This window comes from Methylobacter sp., from assembly GCF_036845245.1.
Lineage (GTDB): Bacteria > Pseudomonadota > Gammaproteobacteria > Methylococcales > Methylomonadaceae > Methylobacter_A.
Genome location: NZ_DAIUEH010000013.1, coordinates 20,078 through 40,807 on the forward strand (window position 1 = coordinate 20,078; position 20,730 = coordinate 40,807).

The window sequence follows — 20,730 nt, forward strand, 5'->3', positions numbered from 1 at the left end:
GGACGATATGACATATATCCATTTCGGGGTAGATCGACAAGAGTTTTTTGACAATGTCTATGGAAATAAATGGCTGTTACAGCGCCAAGCGTTGCCCGAGTTACGCTTGACGTGGAAAAATGTCGATTTTGCACTTTATGCATTAGAAAACGCGAGCACGCAGATCAAACTATATAAAGAAGGGGCTGTTGATCCAAGCCAATACACTGAAGTTTATTGGGAATTAGGTGAACAGCGCACTAGGATAGTAAAAGACATTCTTTATCGCTATCTAAAAGATGGCGCCACGCTCGTTCTCAATAAACTTCAATTGTATATGCCTGAAGTTAATGATTACTGTATGGATGTCGCGCAGTTTGTCGGCGAAAAAACCAATGCAAATTCCTATATCGCTTTCGGTGGTGAAGGCTCATTTGGAAAACACTGGGATACGCACGATGTGTTCGCGTTGCAATTGATTGGCAGGAAACGCTGGTGCCTGTACCAACCCACGTTTGAATTGCCGCTGAACCACCAAACCAGCTTAAATCACAAAGCGGAATGTCCACCGGAACCAGTATTGGACACCGTGCTTGAAGCGGGCGACATGCTTTATATTCCACGGGGATGGTGGCACGAAGCGTTACCTATCGAGGGAGAAGAAACATTTCATATTGCCATTGGTACGTTTCCACCGAAAATGCTTGATTACCTGATTTGGTTATCCGTTAATCGATTACCCGAGTGTATTGAAAGCCGTCAAGCTATCAATCCGTATCCGGAAACAGCCGGGCCGCTTAAAGACTTTGCGCAAACTACTCAAGCGTTGCTAATGCAGCCGGAGCATATGGAAGCATTTCGCATGGCGTTTGCAGAACAGCAAAGAGTAAAGTCGCGTTTCAGCATCGCTGGAGTATCCCCGGCCGCGGCTAAAGACAGCCAGCAAAGCGACTCCGCGTCTAAAGTTAGAATCAATTCTTTCTACCCTCTATCGAGCGGTCAGGAATCGCTTTTAGTGAACGGCTTTAAACTTAACCTGGATTCCATAAGCAGCAGTTTTTTGGCGGATATCGGCTCATTTAAAGATATTCAGGACAATCATATTAACGATTTTGACAATATGTCGGAAAAGCAAATGCAGCTGTTAGAGCAACTGTCTGTATTAGATGTTATTGAAATTTCATAAGAAAAATCTATCTAAGTTTCCTTGCAAATTATTTATAGCTATACCGAATACAATTAAAGCGATTGTATTTTTTCTTAACCAAAATGATGAAGATGAACAGGAGAAAAATATGCGTGAATTAACAATTTCAGAAATGGAGATTGTCGGAGGAGGGGTAGACTGGGACGAAGTAAGCGGTGGGTTAGCATTTGTAGGGACCGGATCGGATTACTAGTAGCCGCGCCTGAAATAGGCGCCGTCACCCTTGTGGCGGCAACTGCAGCCATAGTCTTAGGCGGATTTGCTGTAGGTGATGGCTTGGTTGAAGGCGGTGTTTTGAGCAGCGGAGGGAGTGGAGATGGTGATGATAGTTAATTATCATTTATTTACTTAACACTACATCATTACCACTATGAACGAGATACAAATCTATTTATTATCTTTTGGCCTTATTCTGATCGTAATTACGATCATATTAGCAAAATCTAAATATATCAAACCGGATTCAGAAACAACGAAAAAGAGAGCACTTTGGATCAGCTTAATAATTATCTATATAAGCCTCCTAATTCGTTTCGTATTAGATTTTTTTCGTGATTAATACGGATACGCTGTACTGTTTAACACCACTACAATTGGTTCGGTGGTCGATTAATATACCGGGCGAATTTTATTAAAATGCTAAAAATTGACAGGAGAAAATGTATGCATGAATTAACAATGATTGAGATGCCTGTTGTCGGTGGTGGGGCTATGTAGGAGCCGCGTTTACTGCGGGGTATACGTTAGGCCAATTATTAAACGAGCACACTGATATTCAAAAATTCATTGCGGAAAACATAGGCACGGTAGTAAACGCTCTGAACACAGGTACCTTAGTAAACGCCCAGTCTGGAGAAGATGGTGATGGTCAATGATAATTCGAGTCGCTTTGTCTGTAAGAAATTTTGCATAGCGGTAACCGTCGTAAGATTTCTAGCTTTATTCAGTGTCGTGATGGCTTTAAAAGCCGTTGCTAGGGGGGGCGGTTTGGGAGCGTCTACAACTAACGGGAGCAGGTTTTATACTTTGGTTTTCAGTTTTTCATATCTATGAATTAACGCAGCCCATTCATGGAGTTGCTTACTTGTTTAGGAAGCGTAAGGCTGTGACCGTTTTACATCGCATTGAATGGATATTCATTTGTCTATTTATATTCGGAACACTAGGTAGATTACTAGTATAGCAACTTATATTGTTGCTTAGTTTCTACTCACAAGTGCAATTCCGATTTGATGTGCTGTAAAGGGACTAGGGCGTAGCGTGAGATTTCAAATTCGGCACAATGCATTTGATTTGTTGGGCCTTAGGTGTCTCTGCATGGCGAAGATGGTGATGGCGGGTAGAGTGTAACGCTTTACTCTACAGAATATTTGTTGAGGGCTCGTGAAATGATTTACCTAGTCGTTAGCTTGTCGTTTGCTGCAATAGTATTCGCTATTTCTTTGGATATGTTGGTTAAAAGTGCATTGCGTGAAGCCGTGAATAAAATAACCAGAATCCAATTTTTACTTCATATGCTCAATTCCACTGCAATTTTAATAGTCGCGTGGTCTTATTTAAGGGATTGAATTTCATTTTTAGAGGGCCCTAGGTCCGATTAGTGAAACGTAATTGGAGGAATTTGGAGCCTTTATTCCTCCGATTACGCTATGGACATTCCACCCATGAGATTAAAAAACCGGTGTAAAACATTTCAATCTTTTGCCTTAAGTCTCAGTATAACCGATTCAACACGCTACGGAATTAAGCTCATTTTTATATCCGACGTATTTCAATAAACCGGGTTATTGCAGCCTCTAGGAGCACTTGTTGTATGGAAGACAATTCGCTGTTGGTTTTCCAAAATTGATTGCTGCTTGATCTATTTACTATGTTTCGATTTATTATCCAATCCTAGAAAGGAGTTTTGTCCATGAAACGCTGTCGTTCAGCTCTTATAACATTTTTGATGCTGGCCCTCGCCTGCACGTTAACAGCGCACGCTACGGAAAATAATACAAACAAGAGCGCCGCCGAGAAATACGGCGCGATCGAGCGGCAATTCAAGAATGGTTTCCGGGCGTTGTTGGTTTCCGATGAGAAGGCCGACAAAACGGCGGTGACGCTGGTGTACTTTAGCGGTTCGCTCGCCGATCCGGAAGGAAAATCCGGCCTTGCGCATCTGGTGGAGCATTTGCTCTTTAATGCACCTACTACACAAGGCAATCATTCGCTGGTCAGCGAGATGGCAAGTCGGAACATCGCTTACAACGGCAATACCAGTTTTGACCGCACTATCTACCACTCCGCCTTCTCCGCCAATCAGGAAGTACTGAACTGGCTGCTGGAGCAAGAAGCGTTGCGTATGCACAAGCTCACGATGACCGAAACGGATATTGCAAGAGAATTGTCGGTAATATTACGAGAAAAGGAAATTGTCGATAGCAATCAGGCGCAGAAATTAACTCAGCAAATACTGCCTGTTGCGACTCATTTCGCCCCCTATGCGCGCTCACCGGTAGGTAATGAGGCCGAATTACGCAGCATTACGTTAGGCAATGCACGAGATTTTTATCGGACACATTATCGCCCCGATAACGCTCTGCTGGTCATTACCGGCCGGTTTGACGTTGCGGCTACCTTAAAGCAACTGGAAAGTCATTTTGCTACGATTAAATCCACGAAAACTAAAGCGACACCAAAATTGAAACCTGTTGCTCAGTTTGAAAGCAGCGATTCGCAACGGATCTTTCGAGGCGAAGGTGACGCATCCTTGGTCTCTCTGTTTTATCCCCTGTCTGATTCGTCCAATGTCGGGAACGCCGCAGCCTTAAATCTTTTGAGCGGGATCCTGGCAGGTTCGCCCGCCAGTCGCCTGCATGAATCGTTGGTCGGCTCCGGGCAGGCGACCGCAGTAGCGGCAGCGCCATTGATATTGCGTAATGCAAGTGTATTTCAAGTGACGGCGCTCCCTCTAAAAGCTGATGCTGAAACACTGGAGCAGCTCCAAAATGCCCTAGTCGCGCAATTGAAATCCCTGGGCGATACACCCATCACCGAAATTGAATTGGAACGCGCTAAAGCTTTAATCCGCAACAACGCGTCACAAGTGCGCTCTCAATCCGCCGCATTGGGCTATCGGTTGGCTGAATCGGCATCCAGCGCGGACTGGAGGCTGTGGTTTGAAAGTATTGATGCAGTCCAAAAATTTTCCTTACCGGAGATTCAGCAAATCGCCAAAACGGTTTTCCAGCAGAGCGCTCCAGTTGCACAGTTGATGACCAATCACCACGCGACGAGCGCTGTGACGGAGAAGGAATCAGCTGTGCAACTCGCCACAGTAGGCGGGCCGTATCCTATTAACGCGCCGGCGCATCCGCCGGAAGCCGTTATTCCCGCAAGCAAAGACTCGACGGCGGCGCAACTCAATGCGCAAATCGAGCGCTTTACCATCAACGACTCGCTGGCAGTGGCCCTGTGGCCAAAGCCGATACCGACTGGTCGCGTGCAGGGTCTGTGGAATCTTCGTATGGGGACGGCCGAAAGCTTGTTTGGCAAACGTATTTTGGCGGATATAACCGGTAGTCTGTTGGCCCACGGTTCGGCGGAGATTGACCGCTTGCAACTTTTCGATCGATTGGTCAGTTTGGATGCTCGCTTGTCAATGACGCCCGTGGATGACCGATTATCCATTCGCTTTGATCTGCCCGCTAAATCGTTACACGACTTTCTTGGAATTCTGATAGATGTCCTTAGAAACCCGGCACTTCCGGAACAGGGATTCAAGGAGGTAAGGAACCAGTTACAAGTCGCCTACCAAAGTCAGGCAACAACACCGCAAGTCGTCGCCGAAGAAGCCGTGACGGCATTGACCAGCAATTACCCTATTGGCGATATCCGTCGAGATCCAACCAAGGCGGAATCTCTCGCTACGTTAGAGGGTATTGAATTGAACGATGTAAAAGCTTTCCATGATAATTATTTCGGAGCGAATGGGGAGTTGATGCTATCTGGAGAATTTGACGCGAAGACAACACGCCAGCAGTTGGAGAACCTGTTGGGTCCGTGGCGCAGCAAGCAGGCTTATCGGCGACCTCCGATGCCTTATGCTGCATTAATTCCCGGTCAGCATTTTCTTGCCGTACCCGAGGCAGCGCACGGTATTTACACGGCACAGCTCAGACGGCCATTGCAAGCGGACGAGACTGACGCGCTGGCGTTAGCGCTTGTTAATTTTGCGATGGGTGAGGATGCGCTTCAGTCTCGCCTTGGTCAACGCCTGCGTAAACAGGAGGGTATTTCGTACAGCGTTGCTAGTAAGGTGGGCGTTTCAGCGTTTGAACCGCGAGCGACCCTCACTATCAATGCTACCTATGCTCCGTCCATGCGACAACAGCTCTCAAAAGCCGTGCATGAGGAGTTGGCGCTGCTGGTTAAAAGCGGCCTCACGGATGCGGAGTTCAACAGCGCGAAAGCTAACTGGCGCAATCGCAATGACCTGAGCAAACTCGATCATGACAAGCTCTTCGGTAAGCTGAATCTGTTATTGCGCTTGCGGCGCGATATACAGTACTACTCTGACGTCAATGCCCGCGTTGAAGCATTGACCCTTGCTCAGGTAAATGCCGCGATTGCTCGCCACATTAATCCCGATCAGTTGCTCGAGGTTTTTGTCGATTCCGAAATTGGCGAGGCATCGAGTACTTTAAATAACACAAACGTTGTATCGAAAGGAAATTCACCGGAAGACAGACCATAAAGTTCACGTATCGGCACAATAACAAACTATCTGGTAGCTGGATTTAATAGGGGCGTAGGGCAGAATCGAGTAGCGTATTCCGCCGTATGAGATTTCAAATTCAGCGCAATGCATTTCATTTATTGCGGCTACGTCTCTATCGAGCGGTCAGGAATCGCTTTTATTGAATGGCTTTAAACTTAATCTGGGCTCCTTGAGCAGCAGTTTTTTGGTGGATATTGGCTCAATTAAAAATACTCGGTACAAATCATATGAACAATTTTTGACAATATGTCAGAAAAGCAAATGCAGCTGTTAGAGCGTAAGCATCTATCGGCACCACCTGTCAATCGAACTAACCCTTTGATATATGAATAAACTTAGCTACTCGCATAAATCTTCATACTTGCAAAGCACGGCGACCGAGTGTGGCTTGGCCTGTCTTGGCTATATAGCCGCTTGCTACGGAGCTGAGCACGATATGAGTGACTTACGAGCAAAATACCTGGTTTCGTTACGAGGAACCACTTTAATGGATTTGGTCCGTATCGGATCATTACTTGGTTTTTCGTGCAGGCCGGTGCGTCTTGAGCTGATGGAACTGAAAGATCTTAATATTCCATGCATTTTGCATTGGCAAATGAGTCACTTCGTAGTTCTCAAAAATGTAACACGTAAACATATAGTTATTCATGACCCTGCAAAAGGCGAACGTAAACTTACCTTCGCTGAAACCAATAAGCTTTTCACTGGCAGCCATGGAACTTACGCCCTCGCCTGACTTTGAATTTGTCGCGCCCAGACCACGTATTCCGGTAGGTAGACTTGTCGGAAAAATAAAGGGTCTATCGCGAAGCCTATCTCAGATTGCAGTGTTGGCTGTCGCACTACAAATTTTCGCGTTATTCACGCCAATTATTACGCAGTGGGTCGTAGACAGCGCCATTGTTTCGGGTGACCGCGAATTTCTGATGGTATTAGCTGCCGCCTATGTGCTGACTGCTATTGTCAAAATTATACTGCAGGCGGTTAGAGGCTGGCTGGCAATTGTGCTGTCAACGCAATTTAATCTTCAATGGGCGGGGCGAATCATCGGTCATTTGTTGAGATTGCCTGTGCATTGGTTCGAGGTACGCCATACCGGCGATGTAGTTTCAAGATTCCAGTCTATGCAAGCCATTCAACAAACCATTACCGGCAAGCTGGTGGAAGTTATTCTTGATGGTGGATTTGGTTTGATTGTTTTAGCTGTGATGGTGTTATATAGCGCCAAATTAAGTGCTTTTGCCATTGTTGCAGTTCTTTGTTATCTACTGATTCGAGTCGTCCCCCATGGCATCTATCATCGTTTGAATGATGAGGCATTGATCCATGAAGCCAAAGCGCAAAGCCATTTCCTTGAAAGTATTCGGGCTATACACACGACCAAATTGGCAGGGCTAGAGGATCAGCGGCGGGCACGATGGTTGAATTTATTTGTTGCCGGGGTTAACAAGAGAGTTAGTGCTCAAAAAATGACATTGGGATTTTCTATCGGTTACGGAGTGGTATTTGCCGCCGAAGCAATTGCTGTTTTGGGAGTGGGCGCGATCATGGTAATGGACAATGACCTTACTGTTGGTATGCTGATGGCTTTCATTTCGTATAAAGACGACTTTACTGCTCGAATGCAACGATTTATCGACAACCTGATGTCCATGCGCATGATCAGTCTGCACGTGGAGCGTTTATCGGATATCGTGCTCGCTGACAAGGAATATACGGAAGGTTATTGTTCGGAATGGGACAAATATCGACAAGGTGGTTTTAGCCCGATTATCGAGTTTGACAAGGTCGGTTTCCGGTATGGCGAAGGAAGCTCTTGGGTATTACGTAACTTTACAATGAGCATCCGACCTGGAGAGCACATCGCTATTATCGGCGCTTCGGGTTGCGGTAAAAGTACGCTCGCCAAGTTACTATTAGGCTTGCTCGAACCCACCGAAGGCAAAATAAGGATAGATGGCGTTCCTCTGGCACAATTCGGTATTGCAAATTGGCGAAAAATGGTCGGAGCTGTATTGCAAGACGATCAGTTATTCTCGGGAAGCCTACAGGAAAATATTTCGGGATTCGACTTACAAAGCGATTTGGAGCTTGTTAAAAAAAGTGCGCTACTAGCGGGAATCCATGAAGAAATTGCAACCCTGCCAATGAGCTATATGACACACGTTGGTGATATGGGAAGTAGCTTTTCCGGTGGGCAAAGACAAAGAATCATAATCGCCCGCGCACTGTACAAACAACCTTCAGTGTTAGTTTTAGACGAAGCAACGAGCCACTTGGATGTTAACAAAGAACGGAGCGTTAGCTTGGCGATTAATTCTTTGAATATCACCCGATTAACGATTGCCCATAGACCTGAAACGATAGCTATGGCTGGCAGGATTATTTCTCTTGATGGTAGTATTTATGACGAGAGGCCTGGCAGCTCTGATTGCTATGACGAGAATCCGGACAGCTCTGATTGCGTAGCATAATTAAAAATCCAATTCAATTTTGTCAATTAATAGTCCCAAAAGCTTTTGCATGGTTATGTTAAAATTAAGTTTATGAATAAATCCGAACAACGAAGCCAAAAGCGAAAAGAAGTCGTCGAAGCTGTAGCGGTGCGTAACGAACCCATAAGCGTGGTGGCCTGTATTTTTAACATTCCAATCCGGATAGTGCTCGGTTGGCTGGGGCCGATATTAAATGAAGAAAATCGCCGGGGACGGTTAACATTATCCAGACATTGCTAGATAATGAACGCCGATTAAAGCTATCGAAAAGCAGCGTATGCCGATTGCTCGGACACTTTGGCCTGAGTCCGCAACGGCCGATTTATAAGTCTTACCAACATCCCGACAAAGTTAGGGACTATCTGGCCGAGACCTATCCAAAGGCCGTTGCTGTAGCTAAAAAAAACCGAGCTCGCCTGTACTTTGTCGACGAGGCGGCGTTCCGTAGCGATGCGCACCGAGGCACGTTCTGGGGCAAGGTCGGAAAAACTCCGGTGGGCAAGGATGGTGGTGAGCGGTTCAGCTTTAAGCTAGTCAGTGCTGTTTCTGCTCAAGGGAACCAGCATTTCAACGTAATCGACAGGACGATGGACGCGGAAAGGTTTATTGAATTTCTAAAAAAGCTGCGCCACGATACCGGATGCCCTATCTTCGTTATTGTTGACGATGCAGGGCACCACCATAGCAAGAAAGCCGGCCTTTTTAGACACTCAGCGCGGGGAAGTCACGACGGCGTATCCAATCAAGAATGAAATGGAGGCCGCCATGCAATCCATCAAAGAAAAAACCGAGTTGGTGGAGAGTTTTCCGTTTGTCGGAAACGAAGTATGCAGGAGGCTGATCATGAACATTGTGTCAGAACTTTTGAGACGATAATAGCTATCGTGTAAAACGGCTTTTTAAAGTCATCAATGCATCCAACCCAAAAATAAAAATTGCATGTCCATTAATATAATCAAGCAAGCCGTAGCCAATTATTTATCTGGTTTAATCGTTATTTTTTTTATCGGGATTTCACCTGCCGCATACGCCCAGGATTTGTTGGAAATCTTTGAGCTGGCGCTGCAAAACGATCCTGTTTTGAAACAAGCGCGTGCCAGCCAGCTTGCGATCGGCGAATCAAAAGACCAAAGCGTTGCGAATTTTTTACCCGATGTTTCGGCGACGGGCATTAGCAACCTGAACCGCTTGGCTAATAAAAGGGCAACTTATCAAGGCAGCGGCGTACAGAACTATTCTGACAACAATTTTAATGTGAACTTAACCCAACCCTTGTTTCATTGGGAACACTGGATACAGCTGAGTCAATCCGATAACCAAATTGCCCAGGCCGAAGCGGATTACCAGACTGAACTGCAAAAGCTGATGGTTAAAATCACTGAGGCTTATTTCAATGTCTTATCTGCCGAGGACAATCTTGAATTTAGCCGCTCGGAAAAACAGGCGATTGCACGACAGCTCGAACAGGCCAAGCAACGATTTGCAATCGGCCTTATTGATATTACCGAAAGTCGTCAGGCTCAAGCCGCTTTCGACACAGCCACCGCCAATGAAATTGAGGCATCCAATAATGTCGATAACCAAAAAGAAGCGTTAACAGAGATTATTGGCGGACAAGACCTCGAACTTAATAATATGGGCGAGATCATTCCACTCACCAGGCCGGAACCGGATGACATATCGATATGGAGCGATTCTGCCGAAGTCGGTAATTTCAATATCATTTCAGCGTTTAACCAGATGGAGTTTTCTCGAAAAGCGATTGATTTACAACGTACCGGGCATCTGCCGAAATTGGATTTGGTTGCTTCTTTGGGCGAATACGATACCACCAGCCAGTTTGGTTTACGAGGATCGACAGAGATTGTAGGCGTGCGTTTAAATGTCCCTTTATTTGAAGGCGGTGCGGTAAATTCCAGAACCCAGCAGGCAATCTATAAATACGAGCAGGCAAAAGAGCAATTAACGGCTGCGAAACGGGCGGTCAATCGTCAGGTAAAAGATGCTTATCGGGGAATCACCACCAGCATTAGCCGGGTAGAAGCACTGAAAACCGCAGTCAGTTCCGCTGAAGTCGCCGTGCAGTCAACTGAAGCGGGTTTTGAAGTGGGCGTCCGGACCTTGGTTGAAGTATTGGACGAGCAAAGAAACTTATATCGGGCTAAACGGGATTATTCGCGCACCCGCTATGATTATTTGCTGAACAGCATCCGGTTAAAACAGGCATCAGGTAATCTTGCCCAAGAAGATATTGAACAAATAAACCATTTATTGGTGGCAAGCCCCGCTTCAAGGTAAAAATAGATTGGTTTCTGCCTTACGATAAATAATGGTGGGGGCTATTCGACCTTTTCCACGTCAAATACCGTGCCGCGAACCGCGATGACTTTTACTCTGGTGTTTATATCGCAATCTTCGCCGTGAACTTTCCAGATCGAATCGTCTACTTTTATTTTACCTTCGCCGTTTTCTATCGGTTTGTAAAGGCTAAAGATTCTGCCGATGTATTGAGCTCCGCGTTTATTTAATAAAGGATGGTCTGTTGTTATGGGATGTTTTTTGCTGTAAAGCTTCCATGCGGTAATCAAAACAACGGACAATACGGAAAAAATAGCGACCTGTAATTCCATACCGATTGCAGGTATCAGAAATAACAGGCATCCGGTTATAAAACCTGATGCCGCCATCCAAAGAAAGAAGAAGCCGGGAGCTAGCAGCTCAACCACTAACAAAATGAGCGCTAATACCCACCAGTTCCAAAAAACAATTTCCAGTTCAGCCATGTTAACTCTTTTTAGCCATGGCTTCTTTCGCCAGTTCGCTAATGCCGCCGAGAGCTCCAATCACACTCGACGAATCCAGCGGCATAAAAACCAGTTTGCTGTTGTTAGCGGCGCCAATCTCTTTCAACGCCTCTATGTATTTTTGCGCGACAAAATAGTTAATGGCCTGGACGTCGCCTTTGCCGATTGCTTCCGACACCATTAACGTTGCCCTGGCTTCAGCTTGGGCCAAGCGTTCGCGGGCATCAGCGTCGCGGTAAGAGGCTTCTTTACGGCCTTCGGCTTCCAGGATGGCCGCCTGTTGCGCACCTTCGGCGCGTAAAATCTCGGATTGTCTTAAACCTTCGGCTTCAAGAATGGAGGCGCGTTTCAGGCGCTCGGCTTTCATTTGCCGGCCCATGGCTTCGACCAAATCTTTGGGCGGGGCAATGTCTTTTATTTCGATACGGGTGACTTTGATGCCCCACGGTGTGGTGGCGTCGTCGACAACGGACAGCAGCCGTGCATTGATGTCATCGCGGCGGGATAACAATTCGTCCAGGTCCATCGAGCCCATCACGGTGCGGATATTGGTCATCACAAGATTCAGGATGGCCCAGCCTAGCTGGCTGACCTCATAAGCGGCTTTGGCGGCATCCATGACCTGGTAGAAGATCACCCCGTCGACAGTAACCATTGCATTATCTTTGGTGATGACTTCCTGCGACGGCACGTCCATTACCTGTTCCATCATCACCATTTTTTTACCGATACGGTCGATAATCGGCACGATGATATTCAAGCCCGGCGTCAGTGTGTTGGTATATTTGCCGAAGCGTTCGACTGTGTATTCCATGCCCTGAGGAACCGACTTGACGCTCATAAAAACTATCAAGACAGCAAAAATCAATAATGCTAAAACAAAACCACCCATGGAACCCCCTGACTTTTGTTATATGAAAAAACTCAATAGATGAGAGTTTTTTGATGCGGGATGTATCAACGTCTGTCAGCCGACTAAGACAATCCATGCCAACAATTCAGACCCTGATAAAGTAAAACCGTTAAAATAACATCACGGCGTGTTGCAAACAGCCGTGCAACTAATAATAATATAAATCTATCTAAATGTAAGTTAACGAGTAATTATAATGCTGATAACCGCCGCTTTTCACACAGGGATCTGGACCCTGCTTTTTTTTATTGTCGGAATGATTAAGCCGAAATGGCCTTTATTCTTTTTGAAAAAACCGGACAGATTTTTAGTTTTGATTATATCGACCGTCTTGTTTATGGTTTCCGCTACGCTTTATGGTGAAGGCAACCGTCAAAGAGCTTTAGAGGAAAAAACTGTTAAAGAAACTGTTTCCAAAATCATGGAGCCGTCTTCCGCTCCGGTTCCTGTCCCTGAAGTTCCCGCGTCCAAGCCAAATCCTCCGAAAAATTAGTACACTTCCATCAGCGGGTTATGTAGTTCCGGCCTTTCTGTGATAAAAATCGCCGGAACAACCGGTCTAAGTACATTATTTAAAGCATTTGCCGCACAGGCACTGGGTTTGGCGCTTACATTGACTCTGGCCTGGATGTCGCCTGCTCTGTTTCACGGCGCATGGCGATTGGCGCTGGTGCAAGGCGTAGCGGCTGTTTTATGGTCCCGCACATTACGCCAGCCGTATTGGTGGGTTCCGATCCATTTACTGTTTCTGCCTATGGCAATCGCCATGCTCACCTTGCAGTTGCCTTCCTGGTTATATCTGCTGATCGTGCTGCTGCTGGCGTTGGTGTTTTGGGGTACGGTCAAGGGCGATGTGCCGCTGTTTTTGTCTTCTACTTCAGTAGCGGATGCGGTAAGGGCAATTGTTGAACGGGAAAATGTCCACGCATTCGCCGATCTTGGTGCGGGAGTCGGTTCCGTGGCGGTACCGATTGCGCAGAGCCGAGCCATGATGGTCGATGCGTGGGAACGTGCGCCGCTGCCGTGGCTGATTACCTGCTGGCGTTGCCGCAAGTTGTCGAATGCGACCGTAAAACGCGCCAGTTTATGGGATTCTGATCTGGCCCGTTATGGAGCGGTGTTTGCTTTTCTTTCTCCGGTAGTCATGGCGGAGCTGGGCGAGAAAGTCAGGCGTGAAATGCGCCCCGGCAGCTTGTTTATCTCTTCATCCTTTCCGGTACCGGATTGGCAGCCTGAATCGATAATAGATATTTTAGATAGACGAAAGACTAAGCTTTTTTGTTATCGGGTATCAACTGCTGATCATCCGCGACAACGTTTTGAATGATTAAAGCATTTTATTCACCACGAAGAGCACGAAGTTTTTATTTCTTAGTGTCTTCGCGGTGAAGTCTTCTAACTTATTCTCCTGTAGTCTTTTCAGGTTTTCAGGTATTTCCACCAAAACCAGCTACGCACATGCAAATAATTACGTATCGGCGTTTTGACCAGCAATAGCAACAAACCGATTGAATACAAGCACCAGACCGCGGCCCATTCGTTGGGATTGGTCGTAGTCAGCCAAGCCAGGAACGGTCCGGTAACAATATAATAGGCGGTCATTTTCCACGAGCCGTAGAAAATAGGCATTACAAATGCTGCGACAACGTACATATTGAATAACATCAGATTTGCCGTAGCCGGGATTTCCCAGGCGATATGCCAGTCTCCGGAAGTAGAGCAGATCCGCCTGCCGCAAAACGGTACATTAAACGACTCGGCATATTGGCTGAACAGGATAAAACGGGTTTTAACCTCGTAACAGAATGGAGCCCATTCGAACGGATATAGGCGTATCAACAAGCAGACCGTGGTCACCAGGCAGATAAAATAAACCGATGCGGAAATCTTGTCCCTGATTTTTTCGGGGATAAAATACATCGACACCGCATTGACAAAAAACGGCTGGAAAGCGATATGAATATAGCCTAACAAGGTTGCTACCTGATTGCCCGGATTAGAGCAGTCGTCAATTACTGTATAGGTATAGGCCTGTAAGGCTTCCATTAACGACAAGAAGCCCAACGCATAACAAAGTGGGGCAGGTTCTTTTTTATAATAAAAATAAGCAGTACTCGATAATCCGATAGTTGCTAATACAGTCGAGGCTTCCCCGCTCCAGCACATAGTCTTTCCGTTATTTTATTAAATCCGAATGCTCAATTCAGACCGCTTGGTTTGTTAATTATCCCTGATTATAAAAAGAGGATAAGGTTTGGATATTCAGCTCGGTTTAACAGTTTTAAACCCCAGCAATAAAACCGACTGCTTCAATGCCTGCAATCGCGCAACGCTCGTCCTGGTCGGAAATATCGCCGCTGATACCGACTGCGCCGATCAGATTGTTTTTGGTATCGCGAATCAGGACGCCGCCCGGAACCGGCATTATTTTTCCATCCGCCATACTTAATAAGGCGTTCATGAAATCGGGCCTCTTTTCCGCCACGCTGGCCAAGCTGCGCGATGAGATGCCCATGCTGACGGCGCCCCAGGCTTTTGCGAGAGCAATTTGTTCCCTGATCATCGTTGCGCCGTCTTCCCTTTGCATGGCTTTTAGATGTCCCGCCGCATCCAACACTACTACGGTAATCGGTTCCATGTTTAATTTACGGGCTTTATTGGTTGCTGTGTTAATAATGAGATTAGCTTTTTCAAGTGTTAGTGATTTCATCAATTGTTCTCTTCTTGTTGAAGGTTTTGTTATTTTAATAGCGGCAGCAGTTGCGGCCATACTTTATCAGCAATAAACGGCTGCCCTTTGGCATTGGGATGCAGACCGTCTAGTTGCATCATATCCTTGGTCAGGGCGACATCTGCCATAATAAAAGGCACATACGAGACGCCCAGCTCCGTAGCTAATTGTGGGTAAATATTGTAGAAAAGATCAGTATAGCGCTTACCGTAACTGGGCGGGATTTTCATGGCCAGCAATAATATTTTTGCACCGGCTCGTTGAGCCCGATGGGCAATTTCGGCAAGATTGTTTTTTATCAATGGCGGCGGCAAACCGCGCAAGCCGTCATTAGCGCCCAGCTCAATGATGACGATATCCGGCTTGTGCAAGGCCAAAGCCCGGTCTATACGCGCCAAGCCGCCAGCCGTAGTATCTCCGCTGATGCTCTCATTATGAATAATATAGCCGGTGGCTTTTTCATTCAGTTTTTGCTGCAATAAAGCCACCCAGCCCTGAGAGACTTCAATTCCGTAACCGGCACTGATACTATCTCCCAAGACAACAATGGATTTGGCCGTAGCGGTCATCGACGTTAACGAGATTATCAAGGCAAATAGAAACCTGGTCATTATGCAAACTCAATCATTAAACAACATTATTGACCGCGCCTGCTCACAGCCGGACTGCGGTGTACATCCCATCCCTGATATTATAGTAACGGAAAACCTGAGTAAATCGGTAGCCACGTCCGATGGAATATTGCATATCTTGTCATCCATAGATTTGATAATCAAATCCGGTGAGAGTATTGCGATTGTCGGCGAATCCGGTTCAGGCAAATCGACCTTAATCAGCCTGCTGGCCGGATTGGATACGCCGACTTCCGGGACTATCAGTCTGGATGGAAAATTATTAACAAAGATGGACGAAGACGGCAGGGCGGCGATGCGTAATGAGCTGATAGGCTTTGTGTTCCAGTCCTTTCAATTGCTGCCGGGATTGACCGCATTGGAAAATGTGATGTTGCCTTTGGAATTAAGCGGCGATAAAAACGCTAAAGTTTCGGCCTCAGCGTTATTGGATAGAGTCGGCCTGTCGCACCGTTTATCGCATATACCCCAGAAACTTTCCGGCGGCGAGCAACAGCGCGTGGCGCTAGCCCGCGCTTTTGTGACTAAACCCGCAATCTTGTTTGCCGATGAGCCGACCGGCAATCTGGACAGCAAAACCGGTACCACTATTATTGATCTGTTGTTCGAGCTTAATTTGGAGAACAAGACGACGTTAATTCTGGTGACGCATGACCAAGCCCTGGCGGCTCGATGCCAACGCACCATTAAGCTGGATTCCGGGCGCATAGTGGATAATTAAATCCATGCAATGATTAAGAAATTTTCATCACGAAGACACGAAGGTTTAATGATCATCAGGAATAGGGCGTTTCATAATGACTACAGATCATAATTTCCATGAAAATCCAATTATTCCCTGTCCCTTTCTTGTATTCGTGCCCTTCGTGGTAAATTCAAAACATAAATTTTGTGGACAGACTTATGACACGTTTTAATTTGGCATTGCGGCTATTATGGCGCGACAGCCGTTCCGGCGAGTTAACCATACTGATACTGGCTCTGATCATTGCAGTCACCAGCTCGACCGCCATAGCTCTGTTTGCCGACCGGTTGCAACGCACTATGGTTAATCAGGCTGCGGAGTTTCTGGCGGCGGATTTAGTGATCTCAAGCCCGGCTGCGGTTCCTGCCGAATGGTTGTCCAAAGCAACAGAGCTCAATCTTGCTCAAGCGCAAACGGTTGAATTTTCCAGCGTGTTGATTGAGCATGACGAGTTATTACTGGCGAGCATTAAAGCGGTCAGTTCCGCTTATCCGTTGCGCGGTTTTTTAAAAACCACCACCCCGGATTATATCGCCAGGGACGGTGAGTATGCCGCTAGCCAGTCGGGAGCTGGCGCGGCGTCGACTGAAACTGTCGAGCACACCGGCCCAAAACCTGGAACGGCCTGGGTTGATAAACGCATCCTGTCGGCGCTTAAACTTAACCTAGGCGAACCGTTAACGGTCGGAGAAAAACAACTCATCGTCAGCAATGTCATTACTTACGAGCCCGATAAACGAGGCGATTTTTACAGCTTCTCCCCACGGGTGATGATTAATGCGGACGATTTGCAAGCTACCGGCATTTTGCAGCCGGGTAGCCGTGTCCGTTATTTCTTTCAGTTTAGCGGCGAAACCAAAAGCTTAACCGAATTCCAAAGCTGGCTCAAGCCGCGGCTGAACCCATCCCAGCGTATTATGGATATACATGAAGACCGCCCGGAACTGGGTTCGGCGCTGGAACGTGCCGAGCGTTATCTGGGCTTATCCAGCATTATCGTTATTTTAATCTCAGGTGTGGCGATTGCGATGGCGACGCGGCGTTATACCGAGCGGCACTTTAATGCGACCGCGATATTGCGCTGTCTCGGTTGTAAACAGAACGAAATACTCTGGCTTTACGGCAGCCAGTTTGTCGTGTTGGGTTTATTGGCCAGCGCGATAGGCTGCCTGCTGGGCTGGTTTGCGCAGGAGACGCTGTTTCATTTGTTAAGGTCGCTATTGCCCCAGCAGGTCGCCGCTCCCGGCTTGTTGGCGGTTTTTTTCGGTTTTATTATCGGCATGGCTATTTTATTGGGGTTCGCGCTGCCGCCGTTATTGCGCCTTAAAAAAGTTCCGCCGCTTAGGGTATTGCGCCGCGAACTGGAACCTTTGCCGAGCAGCGGATGGCTGATTTACGGTTTGGCAATCGGCATTGTCGGCGTATTAATCTGGCGTTATACCGATGATCTTAAAATGACCTTGGCTATTATCGGTGTCGGCTTGATCTCTTTGTTGGTATTCGGGTTGTTGGTTTATGCTTTGCTGAGGTTTAGCCGGAGATTATTGCCGCATCTTGGCTTGACCTGGCGTTTCGGCTTACAGGGATTATTAAAAAACAGTCAGGGCAGCGTCGGCCAAATATTGGCCTTCAGCATTACGCTGGTAGCGATGGTGCTCAGTTTTACCGTGCGTACCGATTTAATCAACGACTGGCACAAACAGTTACCGGCTAATGCACCCAATCATTTTGCGCTGAATATCTTTCCCGATCAGCAACAAAACTTTCAACAAGACCTGCAACAGCAACAAATCAACGACAGCCGGTTTTATCCGGTCGTCAGGGGCCGTTTAGTAGCCATCAACAACACACCGGTACAGCAAATCGTCAGCAAGGATTCTCAAGGCGAAAATGCCACGCACCGGGAATTAAGTCTTACCTGGACCAAGGAGCTGCCAGCCGATAATAAAATCACCGCCGGAAGTTGGTGGAACGATGCCCAAGCCGGGCAGGTTTCCATTGAGCAAAAGTTGGCCAAGAGCCTGAAAATCAAGCTGGGCGATTTATTAGCCTTTACCGTCGGCAGTGAGCAGTTTACAGCTACCGTTGCCAGCATTCGTGAGCTTCAGTGGGATACCATGAAGCCGAATTTTTACATGATCTTCTCGCCGGGCACGCTGGATGCTTTTCCCAGCACTTTTATCACCAGTTTTTACTTGCCGGAAAGCCAAAAAGATTTTTTAAATACACTGGTAAAAAAATACCCAAGCACCACCCTTTTGGAAGTCGATTTAATTTTGCGCCAGCTTCAAACCATACTGAGCCAATTGACCGAGGGAATCAATTACCTGTTGTATTTTGCGTTGATGGCCGGATTTACAGTGTTGTTTGCCGCCGTTTATGCCACCTTGGACAGCCGTATCCATGAGGGTGCGTTAATGCGGACGCTGGGCGCCAATCGCGCATTTTTAAGAAAAACCCATATCATCGAGTTTAGTCTGCTCGGACTGATTTCCGGCCTGTTAGCGGTCATCATCTCGGAAGTCATGCTGTACGCGTTGTACACTCAAGTGATGCATATGGATTACCGCGCTAATTTTTACTTATGGATCTATGTGCCGTTAACCGGCGCTTTATTTGTAGGTTTGGTTGGCTGTTGGGGTGTAAGAAACGTGGTTAATAAATCCCCTCTCCAGGTTTTAAGAGGGCTATAATCTCAAGACCTGACGGTTTGGTAACATTTTCTGGTGATTGACGTGACCGGGCTCTTTATTCTAAAATTTTTTGTAAACCACTAACTATCAGTATGTTATGGCATTCATACTTTATTCATGAAAATAAAGTATTCTGTAAGGAAACAATTTTATTAGAGGTAATTAACATGAAAAAACTAACAACCAGCATCGTTTTTATAGGCAGCGCATTAATCGCAGGCTGTTACAGTCAAGGCGGATGGACGCCAACCGTAGATGCCTATAACGATCCTAACGCCTATCGAATCAATCAGGATATGGCTGAGTGCAAAGATTTGGCGAGTCATGCCTCCGGCGGTACTGCGAAAGAAACCGCTATCGGTGCAGGTGTGGGCGGATTAGTCGGCGCGGCCGGCGGCGCCGCATTAGGTGCAATCTTAGGGAATCCCGGAACAGGCGCAGCGATAGGCGCGGCAGCCGGCGGTATTGGCGGCGGTGCTAAACAAGGTTTTGAGGGTGAGGCCGGATACAAAAGAGCCTACTCCAATTGCATGAGAAACCGGGGACACCGGATTGTTAACTAATCGGGCGAACCAAAAAATGCAATAAAGCTACGTATGTAGGCGTGGGTTGAGTTGCATTAGCACTCTGCATAAATTCAAGTCATAAAATCCGAAGATCACTAATCTTCCGCATTACTCCTTTATTGCCCACTAAAGCAGGCGCTTTAGTGGGCAGCCTCTGTCTGGTTTCAAACTGTATTGCTCAACTGAAAGCGATTCAGTTTGATTCAAAAAAACGGCAGCATAAATTGTTAGTACTTCAGGTAAGTTACTTAGGTTGGTCTTTAGCAAACCGCAACAGAAAATCCGCTAAATAAGTTTCAGCGTCCTGACTATAGACGTTGCGGGACTCATAAATCGTCAACAACCTGGACGTCAATGCAGCTGCTATGCGGCTGAATGTCAGCACGCTTACTTTGGTTTCGTTATGGGCATAGCCTCGAAAATCGGTTTGATTGATCAAATAAAATCCCGCCGCTAAAGCCTGCGCGGAAAACTTGGCGACTGTATGAGTGGGAATCAACAGGTAAAACAATCCCTGCGGGGACAATAATTGTCCGGTAATGCCGATTAAGTCGGCAAAAGGCAATTGATCGGTGTGCCGGGCGGTATTTCTAAGAGCATTGATGGTTTTGAGGTGGTTTTCAAAAAACGGCGGGTTGCTGATGATCAGGTCGTATTGCCGGTCTGCTGTTATGGCAAAGCTTTGAATATCCTGATGCACAGCCTCAAGCTGAGCTGCCCAGGGGCTATTGTTGAAATTAATGTCGGCTTCTTTAAAAGCTTCCAGCGTCAACTCAACTGCGGTCACTTTTGCCGCACCGAGCTGGGCTGACATTAGCGCAAGCACACCGGTTCCGGTGCCGATGTCCAATACCTGGTCGTCCTGATTGACCGGCGCCATCGCACCGAATAAAACGGCATCCGTGCATATTTTCATGCCTGAGTGCTTTTGTAATACTGAAAATTGCTGGAAGTGGAAGGTTGACATTAAACGGTTTTGTCAGCTTATTTGAGTGTCAGACACAAGTCGGGAGTAGCGCTGCTTACCTATCGTTATTGTCCCAAGGCGGAAAAATGCGTGCTTAATATTTGCAGCAAAAAAACAGCGGTTTTCAAGCGGATACGACGGTGGACAACATCAGCGTCAGTCCCGGTTACGGCTGGACCCGGAACTCCGATAACTGGATCATTAAATTGATACCGGGTCTGCCGTGTTCACCTGGA

19 protein-coding genes are annotated in these 20,730 nt (G+C 46.8%); 13 read left to right on the plus strand and 6 right to left on the minus strand.

Features of this window, described 5'->3' with window-relative positions; translation table 11 throughout:
- Positions 1–7: 7 nt before the first annotated feature.
- From V7051_RS07615 to V7051_RS07650, 8 genes are all read left to right on the plus strand, one after another.
- On the plus strand, positions 8–1,165 hold the full coding sequence (locus tag V7051_RS07615) for a cupin domain-containing protein (protein ID WP_333874400.1): 1,158 nt from the start codon (positions 8–10) through the stop codon (positions 1,163–1,165).
- Positions 1,152–1,379 (plus strand): hypothetical protein, encoded by a 228-nt coding sequence (locus V7051_RS07620; protein ID WP_333874399.1) that lies wholly within the window; start codon positions 1,152–1,154, stop codon positions 1,377–1,379. Before V7051_RS07615 ends, V7051_RS07620 begins: the two co-directional genes overlap by 14 nt.
- Positions 1,380–3,098: 1,719 nt before the next feature.
- Positions 3,099–5,924: a M16 family metallopeptidase gene (locus tag V7051_RS07625; RefSeq protein ID WP_333874398.1), complete on the plus strand. Its 2,826-nt coding sequence runs from the start codon at positions 3,099–3,101 to the stop codon at positions 5,922–5,924.
- Positions 5,925–6,273: 349 nt separating this feature from the next.
- Positions 6,274–6,684, plus strand: coding sequence for a cysteine peptidase family C39 domain-containing protein (locus V7051_RS07630; RefSeq protein WP_334168731.1), 411 nt, complete (start codon positions 6,274–6,276; stop codon positions 6,682–6,684).
- On the plus strand, positions 6,662–8,422 hold the full coding sequence (locus V7051_RS07635) for a peptidase domain-containing ABC transporter (RefSeq protein ID WP_334168730.1): 1,761 nt from the start codon (positions 6,662–6,664) through the stop codon (positions 8,420–8,422). The genes V7051_RS07630 and V7051_RS07635 overlap by 23 nt, the downstream gene beginning before the upstream one ends.
- A gap of 72 nt (positions 8,423–8,494) precedes the next feature.
- Positions 8,495–8,683: a hypothetical protein gene (locus V7051_RS07640; protein ID WP_333874396.1), complete on the plus strand. Its 189-nt coding sequence runs from the start codon at positions 8,495–8,497 to the stop codon at positions 8,681–8,683.
- Positions 8,677–9,195: a transposase gene (locus tag V7051_RS07645; protein WP_333874395.1), complete on the plus strand. Its 519-nt coding sequence runs from the start codon at positions 8,677–8,679 to the stop codon at positions 9,193–9,195. The genes V7051_RS07640 and V7051_RS07645 overlap by 7 nt, the downstream gene beginning before the upstream one ends.
- Before the next feature lie 187 nt (positions 9,196–9,382).
- A complete protein-coding gene (locus V7051_RS07650) occupies positions 9,383–10,741 on the plus strand; it encodes a TolC family outer membrane protein (RefSeq protein ID WP_333874394.1) in 1,359 nt (452 codons plus the stop codon).
- A gap of 41 nt (positions 10,742–10,782) precedes the next feature.
- On the opposite strand, the gene V7051_RS07655 is transcribed toward V7051_RS07650, so the two are convergent.
- Positions 10,783–11,226: an NfeD family protein gene (locus V7051_RS07655; protein WP_333874393.1), complete on the minus strand. Its 444-nt coding sequence runs from the start codon at positions 11,224–11,226 to the stop codon at positions 10,783–10,785.
- A 1-nt stretch (position 11,227) separates the two neighbouring features.
- Positions 11,228–12,139 (minus strand): SPFH domain-containing protein, encoded by a 912-nt coding sequence (locus V7051_RS07660; protein WP_333874392.1) that lies wholly within the window; start codon positions 12,137–12,139, stop codon positions 11,228–11,230.
- Between the two features lie 217 nt (positions 12,140–12,356).
- On the opposite strand from V7051_RS07660, the gene V7051_RS07665 reads away from it, so the two are divergent.
- Both V7051_RS07665 and V7051_RS07670 read left to right on the plus strand, forming a co-directional pair.
- Entirely contained in the window at positions 12,357–12,653 is a 297-nt protein-coding gene (locus V7051_RS07665) for a hypothetical protein (protein ID WP_333874391.1), read from the plus strand.
- Positions 12,654–12,692: 39 nt separating this feature from the next.
- Entirely contained in the window at positions 12,693–13,487 is a 795-nt protein-coding gene (locus tag V7051_RS07670) for a hypothetical protein (protein ID WP_333874390.1), read from the plus strand.
- A 92-nt stretch (positions 13,488–13,579) separates the two neighbouring features.
- On the opposite strand, the gene V7051_RS07675 is transcribed toward V7051_RS07670, so the two are convergent.
- From V7051_RS07675 to V7051_RS07685, 3 genes are all read right to left on the minus strand, one after another.
- Positions 13,580–14,326, minus strand: a complete 747-nt coding sequence (locus V7051_RS07675; protein WP_333874389.1) for a DUF5765 domain-containing protein — start codon at positions 14,324–14,326, stop codon at positions 13,580–13,582.
- Positions 14,327–14,441: 115 nt separating this feature from the next.
- Entirely contained in the window at positions 14,442–14,870 is a 429-nt protein-coding gene (locus V7051_RS07680) for a GlcG/HbpS family heme-binding protein (protein WP_333874388.1), read from the minus strand.
- Between the two features lie 29 nt (positions 14,871–14,899).
- Entirely contained in the window at positions 14,900–15,502 is a 603-nt protein-coding gene (locus V7051_RS07685; RefSeq protein WP_333874387.1) for an arylesterase, read from the minus strand.
- 1 nt (position 15,503) lies between these two features.
- Here V7051_RS07685 and V7051_RS07690 point away from each other — a divergent pair, with 1 nt between their 5' ends.
- The 3 genes from V7051_RS07690 (at position 15,504) to V7051_RS07700 (ending at position 19,524) form a co-directional block, all read left to right on the plus strand.
- A complete protein-coding gene (locus V7051_RS07690; protein ID WP_333874386.1) occupies positions 15,504–16,244 on the plus strand; it encodes an ABC transporter ATP-binding protein in 741 nt (246 codons plus the stop codon).
- 182 nt (positions 16,245–16,426) lie between these two features.
- On the plus strand, positions 16,427–18,961 hold the full coding sequence (locus tag V7051_RS07695) for an ABC transporter permease (RefSeq protein ID WP_333874385.1): 2,535 nt from the start codon (positions 16,427–16,429) through the stop codon (positions 18,959–18,961).
- Between the two features lie 167 nt (positions 18,962–19,128).
- Entirely contained in the window at positions 19,129–19,524 is a 396-nt protein-coding gene (locus tag V7051_RS07700) for a glycine zipper family protein (protein WP_333874384.1), read from the plus strand.
- 247 nt (positions 19,525–19,771) lie between these two features.
- Here V7051_RS07700 and V7051_RS07705 read toward each other — a convergent pair whose 3' ends face one another.
- Entirely contained in the window at positions 19,772–20,443 is a 672-nt protein-coding gene (locus V7051_RS07705; RefSeq protein ID WP_333874383.1) for a tRNA1(Val) (adenine(37)-N6)-methyltransferase, read from the minus strand.
- Positions 20,444–20,730 lie beyond the last annotated feature (287 nt).